General features: G+C 67.0%; 26 protein-coding genes. 16 read left to right on the top strand and 10 right to left on the bottom strand.

All coding sequences use genetic code 11. From position 1 onward, the window contains the following. Positions 1–63 precede the first annotated feature (63 nt). From CAP40_RS19530 to CAP40_RS19475, 12 genes are all read left to right on the top strand, one after another. Entirely contained in the window at positions 64–318 is a 255-nt protein-coding gene (locus CAP40_RS19530; protein WP_086131239.1) for a hypothetical protein, read from the top strand. Further along, positions 315–1,898 carry a PepSY domain-containing protein gene (locus CAP40_RS19525; protein ID WP_086131238.1) on the top strand — a complete coding sequence of 528 codons (1,584 nt, stop codon included), beginning with the start codon at positions 315–317 and terminating at the stop codon, positions 1,896–1,898. The genes CAP40_RS19530 and CAP40_RS19525 overlap by 4 nt, the downstream gene beginning before the upstream one ends. Continuing rightward, positions 1,888–2,199 carry a DUF3325 family protein gene (locus CAP40_RS19520; RefSeq protein ID WP_086131237.1) on the top strand — a complete coding sequence of 104 codons (312 nt, stop codon included), beginning with the start codon at positions 1,888–1,890 and terminating at the stop codon, positions 2,197–2,199. Before CAP40_RS19525 ends, CAP40_RS19520 begins: the two co-directional genes overlap by 11 nt. Before the next feature lie 182 nt (positions 2,200–2,381). Then, a complete protein-coding gene (locus tag CAP40_RS19515) occupies positions 2,382–3,635 on the top strand; it encodes an MFS transporter (RefSeq protein ID WP_256924394.1) in 1,254 nt (417 codons plus the stop codon). Beyond that, the gene (locus CAP40_RS19510; RefSeq protein WP_086131236.1) at positions 3,632–4,696 is read left to right on the top strand and encodes a sugar phosphate isomerase/epimerase; all 1,065 of its coding nucleotides are present in this window, start codon (positions 3,632–3,634) and stop codon (positions 4,694–4,696) included. Before CAP40_RS19515 ends, CAP40_RS19510 begins: the two co-directional genes overlap by 4 nt. 32 nt (positions 4,697–4,728) lie before the next feature. Further along, positions 4,729–5,877 (top strand): Gfo/Idh/MocA family protein, encoded by a 1,149-nt coding sequence (locus CAP40_RS19505; protein ID WP_086131235.1) that lies wholly within the window; start codon positions 4,729–4,731, stop codon positions 5,875–5,877. Next, entirely contained in the window at positions 5,874–6,263 is a 390-nt protein-coding gene (locus CAP40_RS19500; RefSeq protein WP_179188381.1) for a cytochrome c family protein, read from the top strand. The genes CAP40_RS19505 and CAP40_RS19500 overlap by 4 nt, the downstream gene beginning before the upstream one ends. Before the next feature lie 13 nt (positions 6,264–6,276). After that, positions 6,277–7,203 (top strand): hydroxypyruvate isomerase family protein, encoded by a 927-nt coding sequence (locus CAP40_RS19495; RefSeq protein WP_086131234.1) that lies wholly within the window; start codon positions 6,277–6,279, stop codon positions 7,201–7,203. Next, positions 7,200–8,021 carry a DUF1080 domain-containing protein gene (locus tag CAP40_RS19490; protein ID WP_256924393.1) on the top strand — a complete coding sequence of 274 codons (822 nt, stop codon included), beginning with the start codon at positions 7,200–7,202 and terminating at the stop codon, positions 8,019–8,021. The genes CAP40_RS19495 and CAP40_RS19490 overlap by 4 nt, the downstream gene beginning before the upstream one ends. Beyond that, positions 8,018–8,587, top strand: coding sequence for a gluconate 2-dehydrogenase subunit 3 family protein (locus CAP40_RS19485; protein WP_086131232.1), 570 nt, complete (start codon positions 8,018–8,020; stop codon positions 8,585–8,587). The genes CAP40_RS19490 and CAP40_RS19485 overlap by 4 nt, the downstream gene beginning before the upstream one ends. Further along, positions 8,584–9,429: a sugar phosphate isomerase/epimerase gene (locus CAP40_RS19480; protein ID WP_086131231.1), complete on the top strand. Its 846-nt coding sequence runs from the start codon at positions 8,584–8,586 to the stop codon at positions 9,427–9,429. The genes CAP40_RS19485 and CAP40_RS19480 overlap by 4 nt, the downstream gene beginning before the upstream one ends. A gap of 21 nt (positions 9,430–9,450) precedes the next feature. Then, the gene (locus CAP40_RS19475; protein WP_086131230.1) at positions 9,451–11,127 is read left to right on the top strand and encodes a GMC oxidoreductase; all 1,677 of its coding nucleotides are present in this window, start codon (positions 9,451–9,453) and stop codon (positions 11,125–11,127) included. Positions 11,128–11,146: 19 nt separating this feature from the next. On the opposite strand, the gene CAP40_RS19470 is transcribed toward CAP40_RS19475, so the two are convergent. Continuing rightward, complete coding sequence (locus CAP40_RS19470; protein ID WP_086131229.1) at positions 11,147–11,782, bottom strand: bifunctional 2-polyprenyl-6-hydroxyphenol methylase/3-demethylubiquinol 3-O-methyltransferase UbiG; 636 nt, start codon at positions 11,780–11,782, stop codon at positions 11,147–11,149. Positions 11,783–12,030: 248 nt separating this feature from the next. On the opposite strand from CAP40_RS19470, the gene CAP40_RS19465 reads away from it, so the two are divergent. Together CAP40_RS19465 and CAP40_RS19460 are read left to right on the top strand one after the other, a co-directional pair. Then, the gene (locus CAP40_RS19465; protein WP_218822184.1) at positions 12,031–13,050 is read left to right on the top strand and encodes a serine hydrolase; all 1,020 of its coding nucleotides are present in this window, start codon (positions 12,031–12,033) and stop codon (positions 13,048–13,050) included. Between the two features lie 161 nt (positions 13,051–13,211). Then, positions 13,212–13,811: a DUF1579 family protein gene (locus CAP40_RS19460; protein ID WP_144034453.1), complete on the top strand. Its 600-nt coding sequence runs from the start codon at positions 13,212–13,214 to the stop codon at positions 13,809–13,811. Positions 13,812–13,888: 77 nt separating this feature from the next. On the opposite strand, the gene CAP40_RS19455 is transcribed toward CAP40_RS19460, so the two are convergent. Continuing rightward, positions 13,889–15,250 carry a PLP-dependent aminotransferase family protein gene (locus CAP40_RS19455; RefSeq protein ID WP_086131277.1) on the bottom strand — a complete coding sequence of 454 codons (1,362 nt, stop codon included), beginning with the start codon at positions 15,248–15,250 and terminating at the stop codon, positions 13,889–13,891. Positions 15,251–15,413: 163 nt separating this feature from the next. Between CAP40_RS19455 and CAP40_RS19450 the strand changes: the two genes are divergently transcribed. Then, on the top strand, positions 15,414–16,274 hold the full coding sequence (locus tag CAP40_RS19450; RefSeq protein ID WP_086131276.1) for a DMT family transporter: 861 nt from the start codon (positions 15,414–15,416) through the stop codon (positions 16,272–16,274). Positions 16,275–16,333: 59 nt separating this feature from the next. On the opposite strand, the gene CAP40_RS19445 is transcribed toward CAP40_RS19450, so the two are convergent. Genes CAP40_RS19445 through fucP form a run of 6 tightly spaced genes read right to left on the bottom strand, consistent with a single transcriptional unit; the run spans position 16,334 to position 21,413 of the window. Next, positions 16,334–17,173: a fumarylacetoacetate hydrolase family protein gene (locus tag CAP40_RS19445; RefSeq protein ID WP_086131226.1), complete on the bottom strand. Its 840-nt coding sequence runs from the start codon at positions 17,171–17,173 to the stop codon at positions 16,334–16,336. A 25-nt stretch (positions 17,174–17,198) separates the two neighbouring features. Next, positions 17,199–17,936, bottom strand: a complete 738-nt coding sequence (locus tag CAP40_RS19440; protein ID WP_086131275.1) for an SDR family oxidoreductase — start codon at positions 17,934–17,936, stop codon at positions 17,199–17,201. Positions 17,937–17,947: 11 nt separating this feature from the next. Further along, positions 17,948–18,772, bottom strand: a complete 825-nt coding sequence (locus CAP40_RS19435; protein ID WP_086131225.1) for an amidohydrolase — start codon at positions 18,770–18,772, stop codon at positions 17,948–17,950. After that, the gene (locus tag CAP40_RS19430) at positions 18,773–19,798 is read right to left on the bottom strand and encodes an aldo/keto reductase (RefSeq protein WP_086131224.1); all 1,026 of its coding nucleotides are present in this window, start codon (positions 19,796–19,798) and stop codon (positions 18,773–18,775) included. Next, complete coding sequence (locus tag CAP40_RS19425) at positions 19,795–20,133, bottom strand: L-rhamnose mutarotase (RefSeq protein WP_086131223.1); 339 nt, start codon at positions 20,131–20,133, stop codon at positions 19,795–19,797. Before CAP40_RS19425 ends, CAP40_RS19430 begins: the two co-directional genes overlap by 4 nt. Then, a complete protein-coding gene (fucP, locus tag CAP40_RS19420; protein WP_086131222.1) occupies positions 20,130–21,413 on the bottom strand; it encodes an L-fucose:H+ symporter permease in 1,284 nt (427 codons plus the stop codon). Before fucP ends, CAP40_RS19425 begins: the two co-directional genes overlap by 4 nt. A 98-nt stretch (positions 21,414–21,511) precedes the next feature. Between fucP and lldD the strand changes: the two genes are divergently transcribed. Beyond that, entirely contained in the window at positions 21,512–22,648 is a 1,137-nt protein-coding gene (gene lldD / locus CAP40_RS19415; protein WP_086131221.1) for an FMN-dependent L-lactate dehydrogenase LldD, read from the top strand. Between the two features lie 25 nt (positions 22,649–22,673). On the opposite strand, the gene CAP40_RS19410 is transcribed toward lldD, so the two are convergent. Further along, positions 22,674–23,969 (bottom strand): L-fuconate dehydratase, encoded by a 1,296-nt coding sequence (locus CAP40_RS19410; protein ID WP_086131220.1) that lies wholly within the window; start codon positions 23,967–23,969, stop codon positions 22,674–22,676. A 303-nt stretch (positions 23,970–24,272) separates the two neighbouring features. Then, positions 24,273–25,154: an IclR family transcriptional regulator gene (locus tag CAP40_RS19405; protein ID WP_086131219.1), complete on the bottom strand. Its 882-nt coding sequence runs from the start codon at positions 25,152–25,154 to the stop codon at positions 24,273–24,275. Between the last annotated feature and the right edge of the window lie 26 nt (positions 25,155–25,180).

Below are 25,180 nucleotides of genomic sequence, written 5' to 3'. Positions count from 1 at the left end.
CAAGACGGGAAAAGGGGGATCGGAATGGCGGGCGCCCATAGGGCCGGGCAACGGCGATGGTCGATGGCCTGGCGTTGCCTGACGGCCCTGGTCGGCGGCTATGCCGCGGCGGCGGGCCTGGCGACGCTGGCGGCAAGGCTCCTGCCGATCGCGCGGGTCGAAGCCACGGCGTGGGCGATGATAGTCGCGTTTCCGCTCTACGCCGCGATCGGACTATGGGCTTTCCATGAACCGCGGCTCGCGCGGGTTGCCGGCGCGATCTGGAGCCTGGCGATCGCCGCGATCGGGGCGGCGCTGCTGCTCGGCGTCCGGCCGTGAAGGGCAATGGCGTGCGCCAGTCGATGGCGTGGATCCATGGCTGGCTCGGCCTGGTGGCCGGCTGGATCCTGTTCGCGATGTTCCTCACCGGCACGGCGAGCTATTTCCGCCCGGAGATCACGCAGTGGATGCAGCCGGAGTTTCAGCCGCGCCGCGCAACCGACGCGGAAGCCGCGCAGACCGCCATCGCCTGGCTGCGGAAGAACGCGCCGCATGACGAGCAATGGACGATCTACCTGCCGGGCGAGCGCACGCCCGCTACGCGAATCTTCACGCGTGCCCGCGCCAATCCCGATCCGAAGGCGCCGCGCCCGCCGCGTCGGCCGGAAACGCGCCTCGATCCCGCCACGGGCGTGCCGGTCGAGGCGCGGGCGACGCGCGGCGGCGAGTTCTTTTATCGCTTTCACTTCCAGCTGCAATTGCCGCACCCCTGGGGCCGCTGGCTCGCCGGGATATGCGCGATGTTCATGCTCGGCGCGATCGTGTCGGGGGTGATCACGCACAAGCGGATCTTCGCCGACTTCTTCACGCTGCGCTGGGGCAAGGGGCAACGGAGCTGGCTCGACGCCCACAACGTCTCCGCCGTGCTGGCGCTGCCCTATCACGCGATGATCACCTATACCGGCCTCATCACTCTCGTCGTCATGTACATGCCCTGGCCGATCATGGCCAATTACGAGAAGCCTGCGGCCTTCTCGGCCGACCTTTATGGCGACACGTCCGACCAACGCGCATCGGGTCGGCCCGGGCGGCTCATGGACATTACCCGGTTCACCGAACGCGCTTCCGCGGAATGGGGCGGCGCCCGCGCCTCGCGGCTGATCATCGGCAACCCGGACGATGCGGAATCGACGGTCACCGTCATCCGTTCGAGCGACGACCGGCTGAATGCGCGCGGCGCCTCGATCACCTTTGCCGGTTCGTCCGGCAAGCGGCTGTCCGCATCGCCGGCCCCCGGACCCGCCGTCCAGACTGCCGGCGTGATGCTCGGGCTGCACATGGCATGGTTCGCGGGGCCGCTGCTGCGCTATGTCTGCTTCCTGCTTGGCCTCACCGGGAGCGCGATGGTGGCGACCGGACTGGTCCTGTGGACCGCGAAGCGTCGAAAGCCGGGGGCGCGGCGGTTCTTCGGCCTTGCGCTCGTCGAGCGGCTCAACATCGGTGCCGTCGCCTGCCTGCCCGCCGGAATGGCCGCTTTCCTGCTCGCCAACAGATTGCTTCCGCCGATGCTGGACGGCCGCGCCGATCTGGAGGTCTCCGCGATGTTCTGGACCTGGTTCGGGCTCGCCGGGCTGTCGCTTCTTCGTCCGGTGGGCCGGGCCTGGATCGAGACGCTGGCGATCGGCGCGGCGCTTTTCGCAGCGATTCCGATCGCCGACCTGCTCGCCGGTCCGGGGCTCTTCTCGCCATCGCGGTCGAGGGACAGCCTCTCGCTCGCGTTCGACGCAACCATGGTCCTGCTGGCGGTGCTGCTCGGCTTCGCCGCGCGCCGCATAGCCGCGCCACGCGTCGAAGAACGTCCGCGCCGGCGGCGGCCGAGCGGAAGCCCCGTGGTCGAGGAACTTGCCGATGTCGCTTGAAATCGCCCTGTTCGGCTATGCCGGCTTCGCCAATCTCGCGCGGAGCAAGGTGCGCGGCGCGGGCGCGGCAAGATCATCTCGAGACAGGGGGCGGCTGCGTGCCGCGGGTGGCATCCTGCTATTCCTGTCCTTCCTCGCCGCCACGCATCGGTTCGGCGCCGGTCAGGGCATCGTCGCATGGCTCGCGCTGTTGTCGGCAAGCGGCATCGCCTTCGTCCTTGTCTTCTCGCGATGGCCGGAAACCGCATTGGCCCCGCGCCTACCCATGGCGGCCGTCGCGTTGATCCTCTGTCTCGTCTAGGCTCCGGACACAGGCCAATCCCGGAGTTCGACGCGCACCCCCGAAGGGCACCCTGACGCACGAACCATGGATCGCGCAGGGAATATCCCATCGCCGGCGCCATGTAATCCTTTACACAGACTTTTGACCTGCGTAGCCTCGGCGCGGGCAAGCAGAAAGACTGCGGCGAGGGAGAGGGGCGCATGGCCAGCTTGGGCAAGGATGCGCCGGATGCGTCACGGCGTCCGGCATCGGGCATGCTGATGGGGCGCCTGAGCGCGCTCATGTTCATGCAGTTCTTCGTCTGGGGGGCGTGGAATGTGACGCTTGGCCTGGTGATGCAGACCGTCGGGATCGGCAGCCTCATCGCCAATGCCTTTTCGGTAGGTCCGATCGCGTCGATCGCCGGATCCTTCCTGCTCGGCATGGCCGCGACACGCTATCTCAGTCCCAAGGCGCTGATGGTGGCTCTGCACCTGGTCGGCGGCGCGATCCTGTTGGCGATGCCGTTGCTCGTGACGCCGGAAACCGGCGGCACCTTCGTCTGGCTGCTGCTCGGCTACATGATCCTCTACATGCCGACGGTCGGCCTCGCGAACACGATCGCGTTGAAGAGCTTCGGCGAGCGCGCGGACCGGTTTCCCTTCGTCCGCGCGTTCGGCACGCTGGGCTGGATCGTCGCGGGCCTGATCATCGGCTGGATGGGCCTGTCGGCCAGTCCCGAGATATTCCGCGTTGCCGCGATCGTCTCGATCGCGCTCGGCCTCTACAGCCTGACCCTGCCCAACGTCGAGCCCGACGCGCCGCGCGACGAGGGGCTGGTGCGTCAGGTGCTGTGCGTCGAGGCGTTCGGCCTGATGCGGCAACGCTCCTATCTGATCTTCATCCTCGCGGCGACGCTGATCTCGGTCCCGCTGGCAATGTACTATGCCTATGCCTCGGCCTATCTTGGGGCGGCGGGCATCGAGAATGTCGGCGGCACCATGGCCATCGGGCAGATGTCCGAGCTGGTGTTCATGTTCTCCATGCCCTGGCTCTATCGCCGGTTCGGCGTGAAGCCGCTGCTGCTGGTCGGCATGGCGGCCTGGGCCCTGCGTTACGCGTTGTTCGCGATCGGCGACGGGGGCGGCTCGCTCTGGGTCATCTATCTCGGCGTGGCGCTGCACGGCGTGTGCTACGACTTCTTCTTCGTTGCCGGCGCGATCTATACCGGCACCATCGCCTCGCCCAAGGGCGTCAATGCCCAGGCGCAGGGCATGCTGACGCTGTTCACCTATGGCGTCGGCATGCTGCTCGGCTCGCAGATCGGCGGGCTGCTCTATGCGCAGTTGCCGGCGGTGCAGACCATCGCCGACTGGCAGCATATGTGGTGGTATCCGGCGATCGCGGCTGCCGTCATCGCCGTGCTGTTCCAGCTCTTCTTCCACGATGACAGCCGGGAGAAGGGCGCGGCATGAGCGGGATGAAGGGGCCGGCGATCTTCCTCGCCCAGTTCCTGGGCGATGCGGCGCCGTTCGATACGCTGGACGGGCTGGCGAAATGGGCGGGGGATCTCGGCTATGCCGGCATCCAGATCCCCTGCGATCCGCGGCTGATCGACCTGCGCCTGGCCGCCGAGAGCAAGGCCTATTGCGACGACCTGCGCGGCGAGCTCGCCGGGTTCGGGGTGGAGCCGACCGAGCTCTCCACGCACCTGCAGGGGCAACTCGTCGCGGTCCACCCGGCCTATGACCCGCTGTTCGACGGGTTCGCGCCGACCGAGCTGCGGGGCAGGCCGGCGGAGCGCCAGGCCTGGGCGGTCGAGCAGGTCAAGCTCGCCGCCAGGGCAAGCGCCAATCTCGGGCTGAGCGCGCATGCGACCTTTTCGGGGGCGCTGGCCTGGCCCTATGTCTATCCCTGGCCGCAGCGGCCGGCGGGGCTGATCGAGGAAGCCTTTGCCGAGCTTGCCCGGCGCTGGACGCCGATCCTCGATGTGTTCGAGGAGGCGGGGGTCGACTGCGCCTTCGAGATCCATCCGGGCGAGGATATCCATGACGGCGCGACCTGGGAGCGATTCCTCGAGGCGGTCGGCAACCATCCCCGTGCGCGCATCCTGTTCGATCCGTCGCACTATGTTCTGCAGCAGCTCGACTATCTCGACTTCATCGACCGCTATCATGACCGCATCGCATGCTTCCATGTGAAGGATGCCGAGTTCAACCCGACCGGGCGGACGGGTGTCTATGGCGGCTATGAGAGCTGGGTGAATCGCGCCGGCCGCTTCCGCTCGCTGGGCGATGGGCAGGTCGATTTCGTCGGCATCTTCAGCAGGCTGGCGCAATATGGCTATGCGGGCTGGGCCGTGCTCGAATGGGAATGCGCGCTCAAGCGGTCCGAGGACGGCGCGCGCGAAGGCGCCCCCTTCATTCGCGATCACATCATCCGCGTGACCGAGCGCCCGTTCGACGATTTCGCGGCGAGCGGTGTCGATCGGGACGCGATCCGCGCGCTGCTGGGGCTTTCACCGCGGCAGAACTGAACTCGAACTCGTCGGTTGGGAATAGGCGTTTCATGGCTCGGCACGCGCTTCGACTTGGCATGGTGGGTGGCGGGGAAGGCGCCTTTATCGGCGCGGTCCACCGCATGGCCGCGGCGCTCGACGGCGATTGGCGGCTGGTCGCCGGAGCCTTCAGCACGGACGAGGGCCGCAGTGCGCGGACCGGCGAGGCGCTGGGGCTCGACCCGCGGCGCGTCTACGCATCGATCGAGGCGATGATCGCGCAGGAGCACGCGCTGCCCGCCGGCGAGCGCATGGATGCGCTGGCGATCGTGACGCCCAACCATCTCCACGCGCCGATGGCGATCGCCGCGCTCGATGCCGGTTTCCATGTCTTCTGCGAGAAGCCGATGGCGATGAGCGTCGCGGAGGCCCAGGCCATCGCCGAAGCCGCCGGGAGGAGCGGGTGCCGCTTCGCGCTCGCCTTCACCTATAGCGGCTATCCGCTCGTCGAGGAGGCGCGCGTCAGGATCGCGCGGGGCGATCTGGGCGCGATCCGGCTCGTCCAGGTCGAGTATCTGCAAGGCTGGCTCAGCCTGCCGATCGACGGCGAGGGCAACAAGCAGGCCGAATGGCGGACGGATCCGGCACGTGCCGGGCCCGGCGGATGCCTTGGCGATATCGGTACGCACGCCTTCCAGCTTGCCGAGCATGTCTCCGGATTGCGGGTGGAGGCGGTATCCGCCGATCTCGCCACCCATGTGCCGGGCCGCCGGCTCGACGACGATGTCGGCGCGTTGCTGCGTTTCGCGGGCGGGGCGCGTGGCCTGCTCAAGGCAAGCCAGGTGGCGGCGGGCGAGGAGAACGGGCTCAGGCTGCGCATCCATGGCGAGCGCGGCGGCATCGAATGGGCGCAGATGGAGCCCAATACGTTGATCTTGCGCTGGCTCGATCGCCCGGCCGAGGTCCTGCGTGCCGGCGGGCCGGGGCTGGATGCGCGCACGATGCACCTGCTGCGCACCCCGTCCGGCCATCCCGAAGGCTATGTCGAGGCTTTCGCCAACCTGTATCGCGCCTTTGCCGCGGCGATCCGCGGCGGCGGGGATCGCTGGTTTCCCGGTGTTGCCGACGGGCTGCGAACGATGCGGTTCGTCGAGGCGGCAATCGCCAATGCGGCATCGGACCGGAAATGGACGAGGATTGATCCGGGAGTGAAAGAATGAAGCTTCTCATGTGCCTGGGAACAGGCGGCGTCGCGATGGCGGCGCTGATCGTCGCCGGCGTGCCCGGCATTGCGCAAACCGCGCCGGGCGCGCCGCCGCCGGCGTTCAATGCCTGCCGCGCCTGCCATACGGTGGAGAAGGGCGGCAGGAACGGCGTCGGTCCCAATCTCCACGGTGTGGTCGGGCGGACGGCGGGCGTCACGCCGGGCTTCGACTATTCGCCGGCGATGAAGGCATCGAAGCTGCGCTGGGACGAGAAGACGCTCGACGAGTATCTGGCGGCGCCGGGCAAGAAGATCCCCGGATCGCGGATGCCCATCGGCATGCCCGACCCGGTGAAGCGCGCGGCGATCATCGCGTATCTCAAGGCAGGGAGCGCGCAATGATCGCGGTGCCGGCATGACGCTGTCGCGTCGCACGCTGCTTGCCATGGGCGCCGCCGCGTCGTCGTTGGCGCCGGCGCTGGCGGGATCGCGGCCCCCGCGCTCGAACGCGGCGCGCTTCTCGCTGGGCTATGCGCCGCACGAGGGCAGCTTCGCGAGCCGGGGCGGGCTGCTCGAGCAGATCGCCTTTGCCGCCGACCAGGGCTTCACTGCCTGGGAGGACAATGAAGCGCGTAGCCGGCCGGTGGCCGAGCAGGAGCGGATGGCGCGGGCGCTGGCGCAGCGCGGCATGAAGATGGGCGTGTTCGTCGCCAGCATGCCCCGATGGGCGCAGTCGCGGCCGCTGCTGGGCGGCAATGACGATGCCGAGCGCGAGGCTTTCCTTGCCGATATCCGCACCTCGATCGATGTCGCCAGGCGCCTCGACGCCACGCGCATGACCATAGTCACCGGCTTCCTGGATCCGAAGGTGCCGGTCGATATCCAGACCGCGCGGATCATCGACGTGATGCGCCGGGCCGGCGATATCGTGGCGCCGCACGGGGTGGCGATGGTGATGGAGCCGCTGAACACACGCACCAACCATCCGGGCGTCTACATGCAGACGATCGCGCAGGGCTTCGCCGTCGCGCGGGGGGTGAACAGCCCCGCCGTGAAGATTTTGGCCGACCTCTATCACGAGCAGATCCAGTCCGGGAACCTGATCCCCGCGCTGGAGATGTGCTGGAGCGAGATCGGCTATCTCCAGTTCGGCGACAATCCGGGCCGCAACGAGCCTGGGACCGGCGAAGTCAATTTCGCCGCGATCGTCCGGTGGCTCCGCGCCCGGCGCTACGCCGGCGTGATCGGCATGGAACATGGCAATTCGCTGGCTGGCCGGGCGGGCGAGGAGCGCCTGATCGCCGCCTATCGCGAGATCGATCGACAAGGAGGGAACGTATGACGCGTATGCGCTTGGCGGGATGCCTTGCGGCAGGGCTGGTCGCGATGACGGGCGTGCTGGCCTTTGCCCAAGAGAAGCCTGGCTTCAGGGACACGCCGATGCTGCCGGACGGCAAATGGCGGGTCCATGACGCCGACCGGCCGGCGCCGGCGGTGAGCACGCCGGCCGCGATTCCGGGCGGGGCGCCTTCCGACGCGATCGTGCTGGCTCCCGACGCATGGCAGGCCGAAGCCGCGCCCTGGCATGTCGAGAATGGCGTGATGACGGTTCCGGCGCGGGCGCAGGGCGCCAGGGAGAGCAATCTCGTCTCGCGCCAGGGCTTTGGCGACGTCCAGCTCCATCTCGAGTTCCGCGCGCCCAATCCGCCGTCGGGCACGTCGCAGGACCGGGGCAACAGCGGCGTCTGGTTCATGCAGCGTTACGAGGTCCAGATCCTCGACGGCTATCGGAACCCCACCTATGCGGACGGGACGGTGGGGGCCGTCTATGGCTGGAAGCCGCCGCTCGTGAATGCCGCACGCAAGCCCGGCGAGTGGCAAAGCTACGACATCCTGTTCGAGCGTCCGCGCTTCGCGGCGGACGGCAAGCTGCTGCGTCCGGCCTATGTCACGGTCTTGCTGAACGGCGTGCTGGTGCAGAACCATCAGGCGCTGCTTGGCACCACGGTCTGGCGCAAGGTCGCCAGCTATCAGGCGCATGGCGATGCGGCGCCGCTGCAACTGCAGGACCATGGTTCGCCGGTCTCGTTCCGCAACATCTGGGTGCGCCCGTTGCCCGAGGCCGCGATCGCGCAGGACCTTCCGGGAGAAGCGAAGTGATCGATCGCCGGACCGCGCTTGCCGGGGTCGTCGGCATGTTCGGCGCGGCGGCATTCGCGCCGCTCGCCCGCGCCGCCCGTGCGGGCAAGGCGTCGAACGTGCCCGTGATCAGCGAGGGACCGCCGAGCGTGGCGGTGTTCACGCCGCCCCAGCGCGCACTGATGACCGCGCTCAGCGAGCGCGTCCTTCCCACGACCGACACGCCGGGGGCGATCGCGGCAGGCGTGCCCGCCTTTATCGAGAAGTTGCTCGCCGACTGGGCGAAGCCGGCGGACCGGGTTCCGATCCTGGCCGGGCTCGACGCGATCGAGGCGCGGAGCTTGCAGGACTACAAGGTCGCGGGCACGCAGGCGACCGCGGAGCAGCAGGATGCGCTCCTGACCCTGGCGATGAACGGCCAGCTGCCGTCCGGCAAGGCCTTTTTCGAAGCGTTCCGGCAGCTCGTCATCGCCGGCTACTACACGTCCGAGATCGGCATCACCCAGGAACGCGAATATCTGCCGGTGCCGGGCGAATATGACGGCGCCTTCCCCTATTCCCAGGTCAACAAGGTGTACTCCGCATGATCATCAGCCGCAGAAACCTGCTCGCGGGCGCCGGCAGTGTCGCCGCGCTTTCCCTGGCCGACGCCGTGATCGCGCCGGCATCCGCCGCGCAGCCAAAGGCGATCGGGCTCCAACTCTACACGGTCCGCGACATCTTCGCGAAGGATCCGGTCGGCACGCTCGAGCAAGTCGCGCGGATCGGCTATCGCGAAGTGGAATTCGGCGGTGGCGGCTATGACGCCATGGATCACGCGCTGTTGCGCGGGACGATGGACCGGCTCGGCCTGAAGGCCCCGTCGCTCCATATCGGCTATGACGCGCTGCTCGGGCAGTTCGAAAAATCGGTGACGATGGCGAAGGCGCTCGGCGCCGACACGATCGTGCTGCCCTATATGACCGACGAGCACCGCACCGAGCAGGGCTGGCAGGCGGTGCTGCCGAACTTCAATCGCTTCGCCGCGGAGCTGAAAAAGGCGGGGCTCGGCTTCGCCTATCACAATCATGATTTCGAGTTCACGAACCGGCCGGGCGGCACCAGCCTGTACGATCGCTTCCTCAAGGAGACCGATGCCGCGCTCGTGAAGGTCGAGCTCGATCTCTATTGGGCGGCGCATGCCGGCGAGGATCTGGCGTCGCTGATCGATCGGCTGTCGCAGCGGATCTACGCCTATCACGTCAAGGACATGCGCGCGGATCGCAGCATGGCCGCGGTGGGGCAGGGCACCATCGATTTCGCCGGGCTCTTCAAGCGGAAGGGGAGTGCCGGCGTCCGGCACTTCTATGTCGAGAACGACCGGGCGCCCGCGCCCTATGTTCCCGACATCACGACAAGCTACCAGACGCTGCACGCGCTGCGTTTCTGACCGGACGGGGAGGGGAAGATCATGGCTTCGACCGACAGGTTCGATGCGATCGTCATCGGATCGGGCGTGAGCGGCGGGTTCGCCGCCAAGGAACTCACCGAGAAGGGGCTGCGCGTTCTCATGCTCGATCGCGGCGTGATGGTCGAGCATGGCGAAGGCTATGCCTATGACGGAAAGCCCGCCTATGAGATTCCGGCGCGCAACATGATGCCCGCGGCCTTGCTCGAGAGCGATTATTTCATCGCGAAGCACGGCTATGTTTCGCCGAGCAATCGAGCCTTCTACAACGACGATCGGCTGAATCCCTATGCCTTTGACGAAAGCAGCAAATTCTACTGGATCCGGCCCGGCGCGGTGGGCGGCAAATCGCTGATCTGGGGGCGCTGGAGCTTCCGCTGGAGCCCCGCGGATTTCGAGGCGAACAAGCGCGAAGGGATCGATGGCGACTGGCCGATCCGCTATGACGACCTCGCGCCCTGGTACAGCTATGTCGAGAAATATATCGGCGTGTCGGGCTCGCGCGAGAACCTGCCCTATCTGCCGGACAGCGAATTCCAGCCGCCGATGCCGATGAACATCGCCGAGAAATGGCTCAAGCAGCGGCTCGAGACGCAGTTTCCCGGCCGCAAGCTCATCCATACCCGCCTGTCCAACATGACAGAGGACAAGCCGGACCAGAACCGGACGAAGTGCCAGTTCCGCAACCAGTGCGGTAATGGCTGCTCGTTCGGCGCCTATTTCTCGACCCAGGCGGTGACGCTGCCAGCCGCGCGCGCGACCGGGCGGCTGACCCTGCGCGCGGATGCGGTGGTGACCAACCTCGAATATGACGCCGCGAAGAAGCGTGTGACGGGGGTCCGGTTCATCGATGCGAAGACCGGGCAGGCGGAAGTGGTCAATGCGGGGCTGGTGTTCCTCTGCGCGTCGGCGATGGCTTCGAACCAGATCCTGCTGAATTCACGGCCGGCCGGCAGCGGGCGCAGCCATTTCGATACCAGCGGGACGCTCGGCAAATATGTGATGGACCATATCTTCCGGGTGTCGATCGACGGCGACATTCCGGGGATGGAGGAGTTCATCGAATATGGCCGCCGGCCGGGCGGCGTCTACATTCCCCGCTTCCGCAATCTCGATGGCGACGAGGGGGCGGGCTTCAAGCGCGGCTATGGCTATCAGGGCAGCGCCCGGCGCGACCCGGCGCCGCCGGTCGGGTTCGGCGCGTCGATGAAGCATGGGATGCGCAAATATGGCGGCTGGAAGTTCGGCATGGGCGCGTTCGGCGAATGCCTTCCCTATGAGGACAACCGCGTGTCGCTGCATCCCGACAAGGTCGATCGCTTCGGGGTGCCCCTGATGCGCTTCGACGTGCGCTTCCGCGAGAACGAGCTGCGGATGATGTCCGATGCGCGCGCGCAGGGCGAAGCGATGCTCAGGGCCGTGGGCCTGGCCAATGTCAGGAGCCATGAGGACGAGCATGTGCCCGGCGACGCCATCCACGAAATGGGCGGCGCGCGCATGGGCACGGACCCCCGGTCCTCCGTTCTGAACAAATGGAGCCAGGCGCATGATGCCGCGAACCTGTTCGTCACCGACGGCGCGCAGATGGCATCCGTTTCCTGCGTGAACCCGTCCCTCACCTTCATGGCGTTGACGGCGCGGGCTGCGGACTATGCGGTCAAGCAGTTCCGGAGCGGCTAGTGGCGGGCGCTGCCGCTCGTCATTTCCTGCGGGCCACGATGTAGGGGCGATGGTCATTGCCCTTTGTCGCGTGGTTCTCGGTGGCGAGAATGTCGAAGCCCGCGGCGCTTATGTGCCGGCTCAGCTCCTCCGCGCGAAATACCCCCACATGGGGCGCCTTTCCGATAGCGCGCATGGCCGGCAGGGCAAGCCGGATGAGCGGGTTCATGTCTCCGACGCACGGGGTTTTCGAAATGAACAGGCCCTCGGGCGCGAGCAGCGTATGGATGCCGCGCAAAGTGCCGGGCAGGTCGCGGACCATGTGGAGATAGTTGAAGCCGAGAACCTCGTTGAACCGCACGGCGTCGGATGCGAGCGCTTCCGCGGTGGTGGAACGGAAGGCAAGGGCCGGGACCGGGGCGGCGGCATGCTTCCCGTCGGCGATCGCGATCATTGCGGCGGAGATATCCGTCGCAAGATAGTCCTGCACCGCGCCCGCGAGCCGGAGTGCTGTCGTTCCCGTTCCGCAGCCCAGTTCCAGCACGCTGTCGCGCGGCCTCAACAGCGAGCGGGTCCGGTCCAGCGTGCGCTCATAGCCGGCCTGGTCCGCGATCGGGCTCTTGGCGTATTTCCGCGCGGCCCGATCCCAGAAACGCGCGTCGCTCGCTATGCTCATGGTGGTTGCTCCTCAGATCCCGATATTGCCGCAGTTCGACATAGAGAAGGCAGGAGACGAAACCATGTCGGTGCGAAACGCGCCCGGCGGGGGCGAGCGGCGGTCAAGGCCGGACGGCGATGAACGTTATATCCATGTCACGGCTTCCCCGTAGCGGCGTAAGCTGTCGTACCCGAATCAGTGACTTTCCCCGGGTTGTTCGGCCAGGATCGTGGCCCTGACATCCGTCCCCGTTCAGGAGTTTGGTGGTGGAAGCTGTGCTTGCCGATCTCGCCGCGATGACCGGCGTGCCAGCCCTGGGCGTCGCGCGTTTCGATCTGTCCGGCATCGGCGATGTCGCGGTCACCGGATTGCGCAGAGCTGGCGGCGCCGCGGCGACACTTGATGACTTCTGGCATATCGGCTCGTGCGGCAAGTCCATAACCAGCGCCATGATCGCCAGCGTCGTCGGTGCCGGGACGTTGCACTTCACCGACAGGCTCGGCGCATTGTTGCCCGATGGCGCGGCGAGCCGGTTCGCGCCGGTGACGCTGCAGGAGCTTCTCTCCCATCGCGCCGGGTTGCCGAGCAATCCTGCATGGTGGCGCCTGGCAGCTTATATGGGTTTGGGCGGCGATCCGCTGGCTGCATCGGAAAGCATGGCCGCGGCCCTGCTGCGGCGGGCACCTGATGCACCGCCCGGAACACGCTTCCATTATTCCAATATCGGCTATGGCTTTGCCGGCGTGATGGCGAGCCGCGCGGCCGGGCAATCCTTCGAGGACCTTGTCCGGACCCATGTCATCGAGCCGTCCGGCATGAAGCGGGCATATTATGGCATTCCCCCGCAGGATGGCTCGGCGCCGTTCGAACATCGGCGCTTGCTCGGGTCGAAATGGCGATTGGTGCGGCAGGGCGCGCGGGCCGTCGATGATCTGCCGATCATTCGCCCATCGGGATCGGTGACGTGTACGCTGGGCGATTTCGCGGCCTATGGGCGCTGGCAATTGGATATCGCATGCGGCCAGCCGAACCATCCCGTCGCCGAAACCCATCTGCCGGTCGGGCCGCCGCCGCTGGCGCAGGCCGAATGGCGCTACGGCATGGGCTGGTTCGTCGAGGAGGACGGGCGGCGCCTCAGCCACTCCGGCTCGACCGGCGGGACGTTCGCGCATCTCCTGCTCCGTCGGGATCTCGGACGCGGGCTCGCGTTCGTCGCCAACGGGTTCGATCCGGGTTGGGGCCTGCCGGGCGCTGCCATCCTCCAACGGCTTGAACAGGCGGTGTAGCGCCCCGCGCCGGCGAAGGCTGGGTCGCCCAAGCCATCTTGCCTGGCTTCGATGCCTTGCCCTACCTATGCTTGGGTAATCCACCAGGGCGACCATCATCGCCGGACCATAGTTGAACCGGTGGACCGCCATGATGGGGCTGGCCATCAGGGAGCCGGCGGATGTCTCGTACCGTGTTGCCGCACGCCTTTCTCATCCTGACGGCCCTTGCCGGCCCCGCATGGGGGGATGTCCTGCCCCCGCCGCAATCGACCCCCGCGCAGGAGACAGAGTTGCCCTATATGGGGAGCCCCGCTCCGGCGGAACTGCAGGTGCTGGCGCCGTTGCTGGGCGACTGGAGCATCGCCACGCGCGTGCAAACCGCCGAATCCCCGGGCCGGGAACTTCGCTTTGCCGGAAAGGCCCGGGCGCGGCTGGCCTATAACGGCCAGTTCATCCAGCTCGACGGCAGTGCCTCGGACGGCAAGGAGCGGGAGGAATATGTCGTGCTGTACCGATATGATTCCGCCCGGCGCGTTTACCGGCGCTGGTATTTCTCATCGATCGGCCTCGCCAGCGAGTTCGTGGGCCGTTGGGACGGCGCGACGAAAACCATGACCTGGACGCTGCTCAACCCCAGCCCGGGCCGCACGGGCGTGTTGACCGACACGCTTCGCCCGGACGGTTTCTCGACGGATGTCGTCTACAGGGACGATACCGGCAAGGTCACGCGTCACGCCGTGCTCACCGCGGCGCGCTTGGGGTCCCCGGCGCCGAATTGATCCACATGGCTGCCGGCCGATGAAGGTTGGTGGTCGAGCGCCCTCGGTCCAGCGGCGCTCCAACCTGCACGGACAACTTAGCGGGCGGTCGCCATGGCGACGTGAAGCGCCTCGTAGACGCGGTCGCCTTCCATTTGCGCGACATTGAAGCGGACGAACGGGGCCGCGGATTGCGAGATGCTGAATACATTGCCGGGGGCGAGAATCACGCCCGCGTCCATGCAGCGGCGGGCGATGTCGGCGGAGTCCAGCCCTTCGGGCAGGCGGCACCATAGGTAGAAGCCGCCCCTGGGCATCGTCCACGGAACGATGCCCAGGGGCGCCAGGCGCTGCGCAGCCTGATCGCGCGAACGGGCCAGGCGCTGCCGCAACTCGGCGATGTGCTTGCGATAGCTTCCGCCCGCGAGGACATCCGCGAGCAATTCGGTTGCCATGGGGCTCGGACCGCCGAAACTCGTCGCCACCTGGAGGTCGACCAGCCCGTCGATCCAGTCGGCACGGGCTGCGATATAGCCGCAGCGCGCGGACGCTGAGAGCGTCTTGGAGAAACTGCCGATCCGGATGACGCGATCCAGCCCGTCGAGAACGGCGAGGCGCGGCGAGGGGGAAGGTTCGAATTCGACCAGGATATCGTCCTCCACGATCACCAGATCATGGGCGGCCGCGGCGCTCAGCAATCGATGCGCGGTCCGGGGCGACATGGTCGCCCCCGTCGGATTGTGCAGCGCGGCATTGGTGATGTAGAGCCGCGGCCGATATGCGTGCAGCGCCGCCTCGAATGCCGCGATATCCGGGCCCGACTGCGTGTGGGGGATGCCGACGATCTCGACTCGATGCGCGCGAAGCAGCGCCTGGAAATTGAAATAACCCGGATCGTCGATCAGCACCGTGTCGCCGGGATGCAGCAGATAGCGGCAGATCAGATCGATCGCCTGGGTGCCGGACCCGGTCAGGAGCAGCTGGTTCGCGCCGGCCTCGATGCCTTCGTCGGCGAAGCGGCCGAGGAGGAGGCGGCGCAGCTTCAGCGATCCGCGCGTGCTGCCATAGTCGCACAATAGGGAGGAATCGGAACGCGCGAGCTCGCGCAGCCCGCGCCGGAGCGCCGCATTCGGCATCCAGTCGGCGGGAAGCCAGCCGCATCCCGGCATCGCCATCGTCGCGTCGGCGTCCAGCGACTGGCGGGATACCCAGAACGGGTCGACCGCGCGGTCGCGTCGTGGCCCGATTTCGCCCACCGACAAGGGAGGCATGTTCGCGCCGGTTACATAGAAACCCGAACCCCGGCGCGCCTTGATGACTCCTTCCGCGGCCAGCCGGTCATAGGCTTCGACGACGGTGGATGGCGATACGCCCATCGTCTCGGCGAATGCCCGCACCGACGGCAGACGATCGCCGGTCGCGAGTGCGCGGCCCGCAATCCTGGTGCGGATCGCATCCATCAGCTCTTCCGTGCGCGTGCCGACGCGCCGATGCGGTTTCAATTGCCTGGCTCGCGCATGTGTATGGACCAATTCAACCATACAGTTTCTGCACATTGTAGGGCATTGTTGCTGTCATGGCCAGTAGTGGCGTCCTATCCCGCGCGCCGAAAGCGAGGGAATGATGGAAAGAACTACCGCCGGCTGGGGAAGCGGGCTTCTGGGCGTCGTCATCTTCAGCGGGTCCTTGCCGGCGACCCGTGTCGCAGTTGCGGAGTTCACCCCGCTGTTCGTGACTTCCGGCCGCGCGGCCATCGCGGCGCTGCTGGGGGCGGCTTTCCTGCTGGGGTTGCGCCAGGCCATGCCGGCGCGCGGAGACCTCCTGCCGCTCCTCATCGTCGCGATCGGGGTGGTCGTCGGCTTCCCGCTGCTGACCGGGTTCGCTCTGCAGCACATCACCGCGGCGCATTCGGTGGTGTTCATCGGCCTGTTGCCGTTGTCCACTGCCCTCTTCGGGGTTCTGCGGGGCGGCGAGCGGCCCAAGCCGGTCTTCTGGATCTTCTCGTCGATCGGCGCCGCGACGGTTGCGGGCTTCGCGCTCTATCAGAGCGGCGGCGGCTCGATGGCCGGCGACCTGTTGATGGTCGCCGCGATCCTGTTGTGCGGGCTCGGCTATGCCGAGGGCGCGACGCTCTCGCGGCGCCTGGGCGGATGGCAGGTCATCAGCTGGGCACTGCTCCTTTCGTTGCCCGTCATGGCGGTGATCGCGCTCGCCACCACGCCGGCGAGTTTCGCGGACATCGGCTGGCGCGCCTGGACGGGGTTCGCCTATGTCTCGGTGTTCTCGATGATGCTGGGCTTCGTGTTCTGGTATCGCGGTCTCGCGCTCGGCGGCATCGCGGGCGTCGGCCAGCTCCAGCTCATGCAGCCATTTTTCGGCTTGCTGCTTGCGAGCCTGCTGCTCGGCGAGCCCGTTGCGTGGACGATGATCGCATCGACCATAGTCGTCATTCTCTGCGTGGCGGGCGCCAAGCGCTTCGCTTGATCGCGGCGACATCCCCGGGCCGCGTCGAGACGAACCGCGGCCCGGGACGCGCACCGGAACTAGGCGTCGACGACCAGCTGATGCTGTTCGCCCAGGCCCGCGATCCCCAGCGAGACCCTGTCGCCGCTGTTGAGCCAGACATTGGGGTTCTGCCCGAGTCCGACTCCCGGAGGCGTGCCCGTGGTGACGATGTCGCCCGGCTGCAGGCTCATGAAACGGCTCAGATAGGACAGGATGAAAGCCGGCCGGAAGATCATCGTCGAAGTCGTGCCGTCCTGGAACCGCTTCCCGTTGACTTCGAGCCACATGTGCAGGTTGCCGATGTCGCCAGTCTCGTCCGGCGTCACCAGCCAGGGCCCGATCGGACCGAAGCTGTCACAGCCCTTCCCCTTGTCCCATTGCGAGGACTGCAGCTGGAAGGCGCGTTCGGAAACGTCGTTGCAGACGAAATAGCCGGCGATCGCGGCAGCGGCCTCCGCTTCGTCGACATAGCGACAATCGCTGCCGACGACGAACGCCAGCTCGACTTCCCAATCGAGCTTGGTCGACCCCCTGGGCTTCAGGATCGGGTCGTTCGGTCCGGAAAGCGCGCTGGTCGCCTTCATGAACACGATCGGCTCATCCGGAATCGCCGCGCCGGTTTCGGCAGCATGGTCGGCATAGTTGAGCCCGATGCAGACGAACTTGCCCGGGCGCGCGACGCAAGCGCCCAGCCGCGGGGTTCCCTCGACCAGGGGCAGGCCTGCGGGATCGAGCGCGCGCAGCCGTGCCAGGCTTTCGGGCGTGACGGTGCGGCCATCGATGTCGGGGATAATTCCGCTCAGATCGCGGATATTGCCCGCGGCATCGAGAAGACCCGGTTTCTCGCTGCCGATCGGGCCGAAACGCAGCAATTTCATACGCGAAGCTCCTTTGAACGCTTGATCAGTTGGTCCAGCCGCCATCGATCACATGGATCTGGCCGGTCGTGAACGCGGCCTCGGGCGAAGCCAGATAGAGTGCAAGGGCGGCGACTTCGGAAGCCAGGCCGAGCCTCGCCATTGGCTGGCGCGCGACGAATGCGGCCAGTGCAGCATCATAGTCTCCCGTCGCGCGCAGGCGCTCGTGGAGGGACGGCGTTTCGATGGTGCCCGGGCAGATCGCGTTGCACCGGATGCCGTGGCCGACAAAGTCGGCCGCAACCGCCTTGGTCAGGCCGATGACACCGGCCTTGGTGACGCCATAGGCGAACCGATTGGGGACGCCCTTGATGGAACTGGCGACCGAGGACATATTGATGATGCTTCCGCCACCCCGCGCGATCATGGCGGGCAATGCGGCGCGAACGATCCGATACATGCTCGCAAGGTTGAGATCATGGGCCAATGCCCAATCGTCCGGCGCGCAATCGAGGATCGTTCCGCTCGGCACCGTGCCCGCGCAATTGAACAGGATGTCGAGCGGGCCGGCCCGCTCCAGCGCCTCGGCGATCGACCCCCCGTCGCGAACGTCCAGCCGCGCCGTCTCGCAGCCGGCGATGCCGGACAGACCCTCCAGATTCACGTCCGTTGCCCAGACCAGGGCCCCTTCGGCAGCGAAGAGTTCCGCGGTTGCCCGGCCAATTCCCTGTGCCGCCGCGGTCACGAGCGCGGTTCTCCCTGCCAGCCGCCCAGGCTTCGTCATCATCGTCTCCGTCAGATCTTGTAGATGCGTGCCGCATTGGCACCGAGGATTGCCTTGCGCGCGCCGCTGCCGAGCGGGGCGAGCAATGCGTGCGAGATGGCGAGCCAGTCCGCATAGCTGCCCGCCATGGTCAGGACCGGCCAGTCGCTCCCCCAGATTATCCGGCCGGCACCGAACCGGCTCGCGACATGGTCGAAGAAGGGGGCGAGGGTGGCCGCGTCGGCGCCCGGGGGGGACTCGGTGAGCAGCCCCGAGAGCTTGACCGCGACATTGGGCGCGTCGGCCAAGGCGGAGATCGTGTCCATCCACGCAGCGGCGGGCGCATCGCCGATCCGCGGCTTGCCGAAGTGATCGAGCACGATCGAGAGATCGGGATGGCGCGCCGCGAGCACCCGGATCGCAGGCAACTGCGCCGCGCGGACGAGCGCGTCGAAGACAAGGCCGTGCCGCGCCATCGCCTGAAGGGCGGGACGGATCCTGTCGTCCAGGATCCATGCCGGGTCGCTCAGATCCTGCAGCATGGGGCGCAAACCAAGCAGTTTCGGCGTTCCTGCCAGCGCGGCGATGCGGGCTGGGGCGTCGCCCGCCGCCATGTCGGTCCAGCCGATGACGCCGGCGATCCAGGGATGCCGCTCGGCATGGGCGAGCAGAAACTCGGTTTCCGCCGCGCTGGGGGCGGCCTGGACAAGGATTGCGGCGTCGACGCCGTGCGTCGCCAGCAGGGGAGCGAATTCGTCCGGCTCATAATCCCGATAGAGGCTGCCGGCTGCCGGGGTCAGCCAGCCATAGTCGCCACGTGCCGGCCGCCAGAGATGGAAGTGGGAATCGATGTGCATCTAGCGATCCGCCGGAACGGGCGCGTCTTCGGCGATCAGGCCGGCGTCGCGAAGGGCCAGCCAGAATTGCGACGGAATGCGAAGCCGGTGGAGCTGGAGAGTCTCGTCGACCTGCGCGGGCGCTCCGAGGCCCAGGATCACGCTCGCGACGGCGGGATGGGCCAGCGGGAACTGCAGCGCCGCCGCTGCCAGCGGGACCTGAAAGTCCCGGCAATGGGCCTCGAGCCTGGCGACGCGCGCCACTATGTCCGCCGGCGCTTCGCCATAATCGTAGCGCAATTCCCCGCCCTGCATGGTGCCGGTTGCGAGAATGCCCGAATTATAGGCGCCGCCGATCACGACGGCGACCTGCCGATCGAGGCAGCGCGGCAGGAACTGGTCGAGTGCTCCCTGCTCGAGCAACGTATAGCGGCCGGCGAGCAGCATCACGTCGCAGTCCGCCCGTTCAAGCGCGTCCAGGCCGGCCTGCCATTCATTCGCGCCGATGCCGAAGCCGGCAATGGCCCCCTCGTCGCGCAGGCGCTGCAGCGCCTCGAAGCCTCGCCCGCTGGTCAGCTGATCGAAATAATGCGCGTTGCGCGCACCGTGCGTTCTCGCGCCGATATCGTGGACGAAGAGCAGGTCGACCCTGGCCAGGCCCAGCCGCTGGAGGCTGTCCTCATGCGAGCGCAGAACGCCATCATAGGTATAGTCATAATGGCCGGCAAAGGGCAGGGCGGAGCGGAAGCCCTGTCGCTCGGCACCGCCCTGGAGCGTGGGATCCGCGCGCAGCAATCGTCCCACCTTGGTGGACAATATGATGCCCGGCCGCTCGCGCAGCGCGTCGCCGGCCCGCCGCTCGCTCAGGCCATGGCCATAATGCGGCGCGGTGTCGACATAGCTCATCCCCGCCGTGAGCGCGCACTCGAGCGTGGTCCTCGCCTGGAGATCGGTGATCGGGTGATAGAGATTGCCGAGAGGCGCCGCGCCGAATCCGATCTCGCTGACTTCTATCCCCGCGCGGGGAATGGGCCGGCGCGGAATCATGGCGCGGGCTGCTCGTCGAGCGCGAATATCCGCGTCATGGGCAGCCATTTCGGGCCATCGGGCAGGATGGGTCGCTGATAGGCGCTCATCTCGGCTTCCCATTGCGCCACGATCGGCTGGAGATCGGAATCGAGGGAAGCCAGGCCGGCCGGCGCGATTTCGGCGAGCATGACCAGGCGGTCCGCGGCGCGCCAGATCTCCATGTCGCGATATCCAAGCTGATGGATGGCGCGAATCACCTGCGGCCAAACGGCGCCGGGCGCGTGGCGCGCCTCATAGGCGGAGATCAGTTCCGGATCATTTTCCAGATCGAGGACGAACAGGGCGCGCGTCACGCGGCACCCCCTTCGCGAAGCCGCAGCAGGGCAAAGGCCAGCACGCCGACAAAGGCGAGCATCGGCACGAACATCATATGGTGGATGCCGCCGATGCCCTCGGAAACGATGCCCATGAGGGGAGGGACCAACGCGCCGCCGATGATCGCCATCACCAGAAAGGCCGCCCCGCTCTCGGTCTCGTCGTCCAGCCCTTCGATGCCGAGCGCGAAGATCGTCGGGAACATGATCGACATGAAGAAGCTGGTGAGCCAGAGCGCACCCACCGCCGGCATGCCGGTGGCGATCGCGGCGAAGCCGCACAGCACTATGTTCGCCGCCGCGTAGATCGCGAGCAGCCGCGCCGGTGCGATCCGCTTCTGCAGGAACGCGCCGCTGAAGCGGCCGATCATCAACATGCCCAGGCTGCCGGAGAGCAGGAACGCGGCGGTGCGCTCGCTCAGGTGCGGAGCCTGTATCTTGGTGAAGTCGATGAAGAAGCTCCAGACGCCGACCTGGGCCCCGACATAGAGGAAGAGCGCGGCGATGGCGGCGAGCAGCCTGCGATGGCGGAGCACCGCGAACATGGAGCGGCCATTGCCGGGCATCGTCTTCGCCCGATCGAGGGCCGGGAAGCGCGTGCAGGCGATCAGCAGGGCGAGAAGGCAGACTACGACGCCGATCGCGACATAGGGGCCCTGCACGGCCGCCGCCGCCGCGGACCGCCATGCCGCGCGTTCGGCCGGCGCCATCGCGGCGATCTGGGCCTGGGTCCGTTCGTCCGTGGAGAAGATGAACAGCCCGCCGACGATCGGGCCTATGATCGCGCCGACGCCGTAGAAGGACTGGGCCAGGTTCAGCCTCGCCGATGCCGTCTCCCGTGCTCCCAGGATCGTTATATAGGGGTTGGAGGCGGTTTCGAGGAAAGCGAGCCCGATCGCGATCACGTACAGGGCGGCGAGGAACAGGCCGAACATTTCGGTGGACGCCGCCGGATAGAAGAGGAACGCGCCGCCCGCGTAACAGGCCAGGCCGATCAGGATCGTGTTCTTGTACCCCAGGCGGCGGATGATCAGGCCCGCGGGAACCGCGGCGCAGAAATAGCCGATATAGAATGCGAACTGGATCAGGCTCGCTTCCGTGCGGGTGAGGTCCAGCGCCTTCTGAAACTGCCGGATGAGCACGTCGTTCAGTGCCGCCGCCAACGCCCAGGAGAAGAAAAGCGACGTGACGAGCGCGAACGCGACCGCATAGCGGCGCTCCACTATCGGCGGTGCGGCAAGGAACGCGCGGCTGGCCATCTCAGATTTCCTCCCCCGAGGCAGAGCGGAATATGCTCTTTTAAATTTGCGTATTTAAAATACAAGTTCATAGAGAAAAACAATATCAGGATAACCCGATGATCGCGACTTCGACCGGTGACTTCCGCCTGGCGGCGCGGCGGCGGTTGCCGCGCTTCCTGTTCGACTATGTCGATGGCGGAGCCGGAGCGGAAGCGACGCTGCGGCGCAACGAGGCCGATCTGGAAGCCCTGGCAATTCGCCAGCGGGTGCTTCGCGACGTGCGGGAGATCGATCTGTCCTGCACGCTGTTCTCGCAACGGCTTTCCTTGCCGATCGTACTGGGGCCGGTCGGGTTGACGGGCATGTACGCACGTCGTGGCGAAGCGCAGGCCGCGCGCGCGGCTGCCGATCGAGACATCGCCTTCTGTCTCTCCACGGTTTCGGTCTGCGCCTTGGACGAGGTGGTTGCGGCATCGTCGGGACCGATCTGGTTCCAGCTCTATGTCATTCGGGACCGCGGCTTTATGCGGGACCTGCTTGCCCGCGCCAAGGCGCAAGGCGCGCGCGCACTGGTGTTCACGGTCGACATGCCCGTCCCCGGGATGCGGCGCCGGGATGCGCATAGCGGCCTTTCCGGGCCATGGGGGGGAATCCGGCGGCTCCTGCAGGCGGCCGGGCGTCCCGGCTGGGCGTGGGATGTCGGCATCCGCGGGCGGCCGCATATCCTCGGCAACGTCGCCCCGGTGCTCGGCAAGGCGAGCGGGCTGGAGGATTTCATGGGCTGGCTTGCCGCGAATTTCGATCCCACTGTCGAGTGGCGCGACCTGGAATGGATTCGCGAGGCCTGGGATGGCCCCTTGATCGTCAAAGGCATATTGGACCCCGAAGACGCAAGGGACGCCGTACGGCTCGGGGCCGATGGCATCGTCGTCTCCAACCATGGCGGGCGGCAGCTCGACGGCGCCCTTTCGACGGCACGGGCGTTGCCGTCGGTGGCGGAAGCGGTCGGGGATCGGCTGACCGTCCTGGCCGATTCCGGCATACGGTCCGGCGCCGATGTCGTGCGCATGCTCGCGCTGGGCGCGCACGGGGTCCTGCTGGGCCGCGCATGGGCCTATGCGCTGGCCGCGGCGGGCGAAGCGGGGGTGGCGCGCCTGCTCGACCTCTTCGCGGCGGAGATGCGCACCACGCTGGCACTGGCGGGTGCACGCACGATCGCGGACGTCGATATGTCGCTGCTGGACCCGCGCTAGAGGCTCGGCGAGTGAATCCCGGCGTTCAGGCCGCTTGCCCGCGACCGGGCACATACCGGTAACGCGTGAGCGTTTCCGGCTTCATCTCGATCGAGAAGCCCGGCCTCTCGGGAGGCATATAGGCTGCCGACCGGATCACGCAGGGATCGATGAAATGCTCATGCAGATGATCGACATATTCGATCACGCGGCCGTCGCGCGTACCGGCGAAGCAGAGATAGTCGATCATCGCCAGGTGCTGGACATATTCGCACAGGCCTACGCCGCCCGCATGCGGCCATACGGGCAAGTCGTACTTCGCGGCCATCAGGAGGACGGCCAGGACTTCATTGACACCGCCCAGGCGACAGGCGTCGATCTGCACCACGTCGATGGCGTAGCTCATGATGAACTGCTTGAAGAGAATGCGATTCTGGCACATCTCGCCCGTCGCGACCTTGATGGGCGCGATGCCGGCGCGAATATGGACGTGCCCCAGCACATCATCGGGGCTGGTCGGCTCTTCGATGAACAGGGGCCTGGCAAAGGCCAGGGCATTGACCCAGTCGATCGCCTGCTCGACTTCCCAGACCTGATTGGCGTCGATCATCAGCACGCCCTCGGGCCCCAGGACTTCGCGCGCGATCGCGACGCGCCGCACATCGTCCGCCTGATCGACGCCGACCTTGAGCTTGATGTGGCGGAAGCCGGCATCGACGGCTTCCTGCGCCAGGCGGCGCAGCTTTTCGTCGTCATAGCCCAGCCAGCCGGCCGAAGTGGTGTAGCAGGGATAGCCCTCGGCCCGGAGCAGCCCGATGCGCTCCTCCTTGTCGGCGGCGCGCGCTTCCAGAAGGGCGAGCGCCTCTTCCGGCGTGATGCAATCGGTTATGTATCGGAAGTCGATCGCGCGGACGAGCTCGGCCGGCGACATGTCCGCGACCAGGCGCCATACCGGCTTGCGTTCCGCCTTGGCCCAGAGATCCCAGACCGCGTTCACGATCGCTCCCGTCGCGAGATGGATGGCGCCCTTGTCGGGGCCGATCCATCGCAGCTGGCTGTCCCCGGTAATGTGCCGCCAGAACGCCGCGGGTTCGGCGCGGATCGCATCGAGCGACTGGCCGACCACCAGGGGGCGCAGCGCTTCGATCGCCGCGACGCAAACCTCGTTGCCGCGGCCGATAGTGAAGGTGAGGCCATGCCCGGAGAGGTCCGGCACGTCCGTTTCCAGGATCACATAGGCCGCGGAATAATCGGGATCCGGATTCATCGCATCCGAGCCGTCAAGGGAAAGGCTGGTGGGAAATCTGATGTCCAGCACGCGCAGGCCGGTGATCACGGTCATTGGTTGGTTTTCTCCGTGACAGGGGAGATCATATGTCGAGCACTAAGCCTTTCATATTGGGCCATGGTAATTTTGTATATGGAAATATGATTTCTAGATAAAATTACGCCTCTTAAGGCCTTGATAGCCGGGCTGGCAGTGCCATTGCGGGCGCTTCCCGGCATGGGTTTTCCATATTCGTGCAGGTGCCGAGGGGCATGCCGGCGAGGGCACGCACCTCCGCCGCGTGCGGCGCCGCTCGAGCCACGCGCGAGAATGGAATCCGGAAATGCCCTTCGAGGCGCGGCACCGGGCCGCGCCGGCCTAGCTGGTCTTGCGGGTCCTGCGCGGGCGCTTTGGTTCGGGTACGGAAAGGCTCGGCACCACGGGCGCTTCCTGCCGATCATACCAGCCCAGGACAGTCGATATGTCGAGTGCCGTGGCCTTCAGGAGCGCCAGCGTCTCTTCGATCGACAAATGCGGGGCATCGTCGATCGCCGCCAGGAACGGAATGGTGAGCGCGGCGACCACCTGGCCGCTGAACCCGAAGATCGGGCAGGAAAGGTCCGAGACGGCGGCCAGCCGCGAGCTGGCGATGGATTCATGTCCCTGCGCGCGCACGGTGGCCAGTCGCTTCGCGAGCTTGCGCGACGGTGCTTCGCCAAGCACGTCCGGCCAGCTCGCCTCGTCCATGAACGCCAGCAGCACATGGCCCGAACAGCTGGTCTCCAGCGCGATGTCGGTGCCGAGGCGAACCGCGAATCCGGTCGGTCCCGGGCTTTCCTGGCGCGCGACGATCAACCCGCGTCCGCCATTGACGACCACGAGATGGCAAGACTGCATCGTTGCCGCGGCAAGCGCGCGCATCCGCGACGCGGCCACATAGGTGAGCTCCTGCGCGGGCGTGGCGCGGTGCGCCAGCTCGAGCAGCTTGTAGGTGACGCGATATCGATCGCTCGCGGCCTCCTTGTGCAGCCATCCCCGGCGGTCCAGGGCGACGACCACGCGGAACAGCTCGCTTACCGAGCGGCCCAGCCGTTGGGATATCTCGGTGATGGTCAGCCCGAACGGCTCGTCGCCGAGCAGCTCGATCACGTCGATGCCCTTCTCCAGCGCAGGCGCGCTATAGTTGGGCGAGGCGGTCTCTCCGTCCGATCTGGTTCTCTTGGCGACGGGCTTGATCTGCGATGCGGGCTTCGGCGGCATCGGCCGAGGCTAGCGCAGCGCGGACG

The organism is Sphingomonas sp. IBVSS2, assembly GCF_002127225.1.
Classification (GTDB): Bacteria; Pseudomonadota; Alphaproteobacteria; order Sphingomonadales; family Sphingomonadaceae; genus Sphingomonas.
This window is presented reverse-complemented; position numbering and strand designations above follow the sequence as displayed.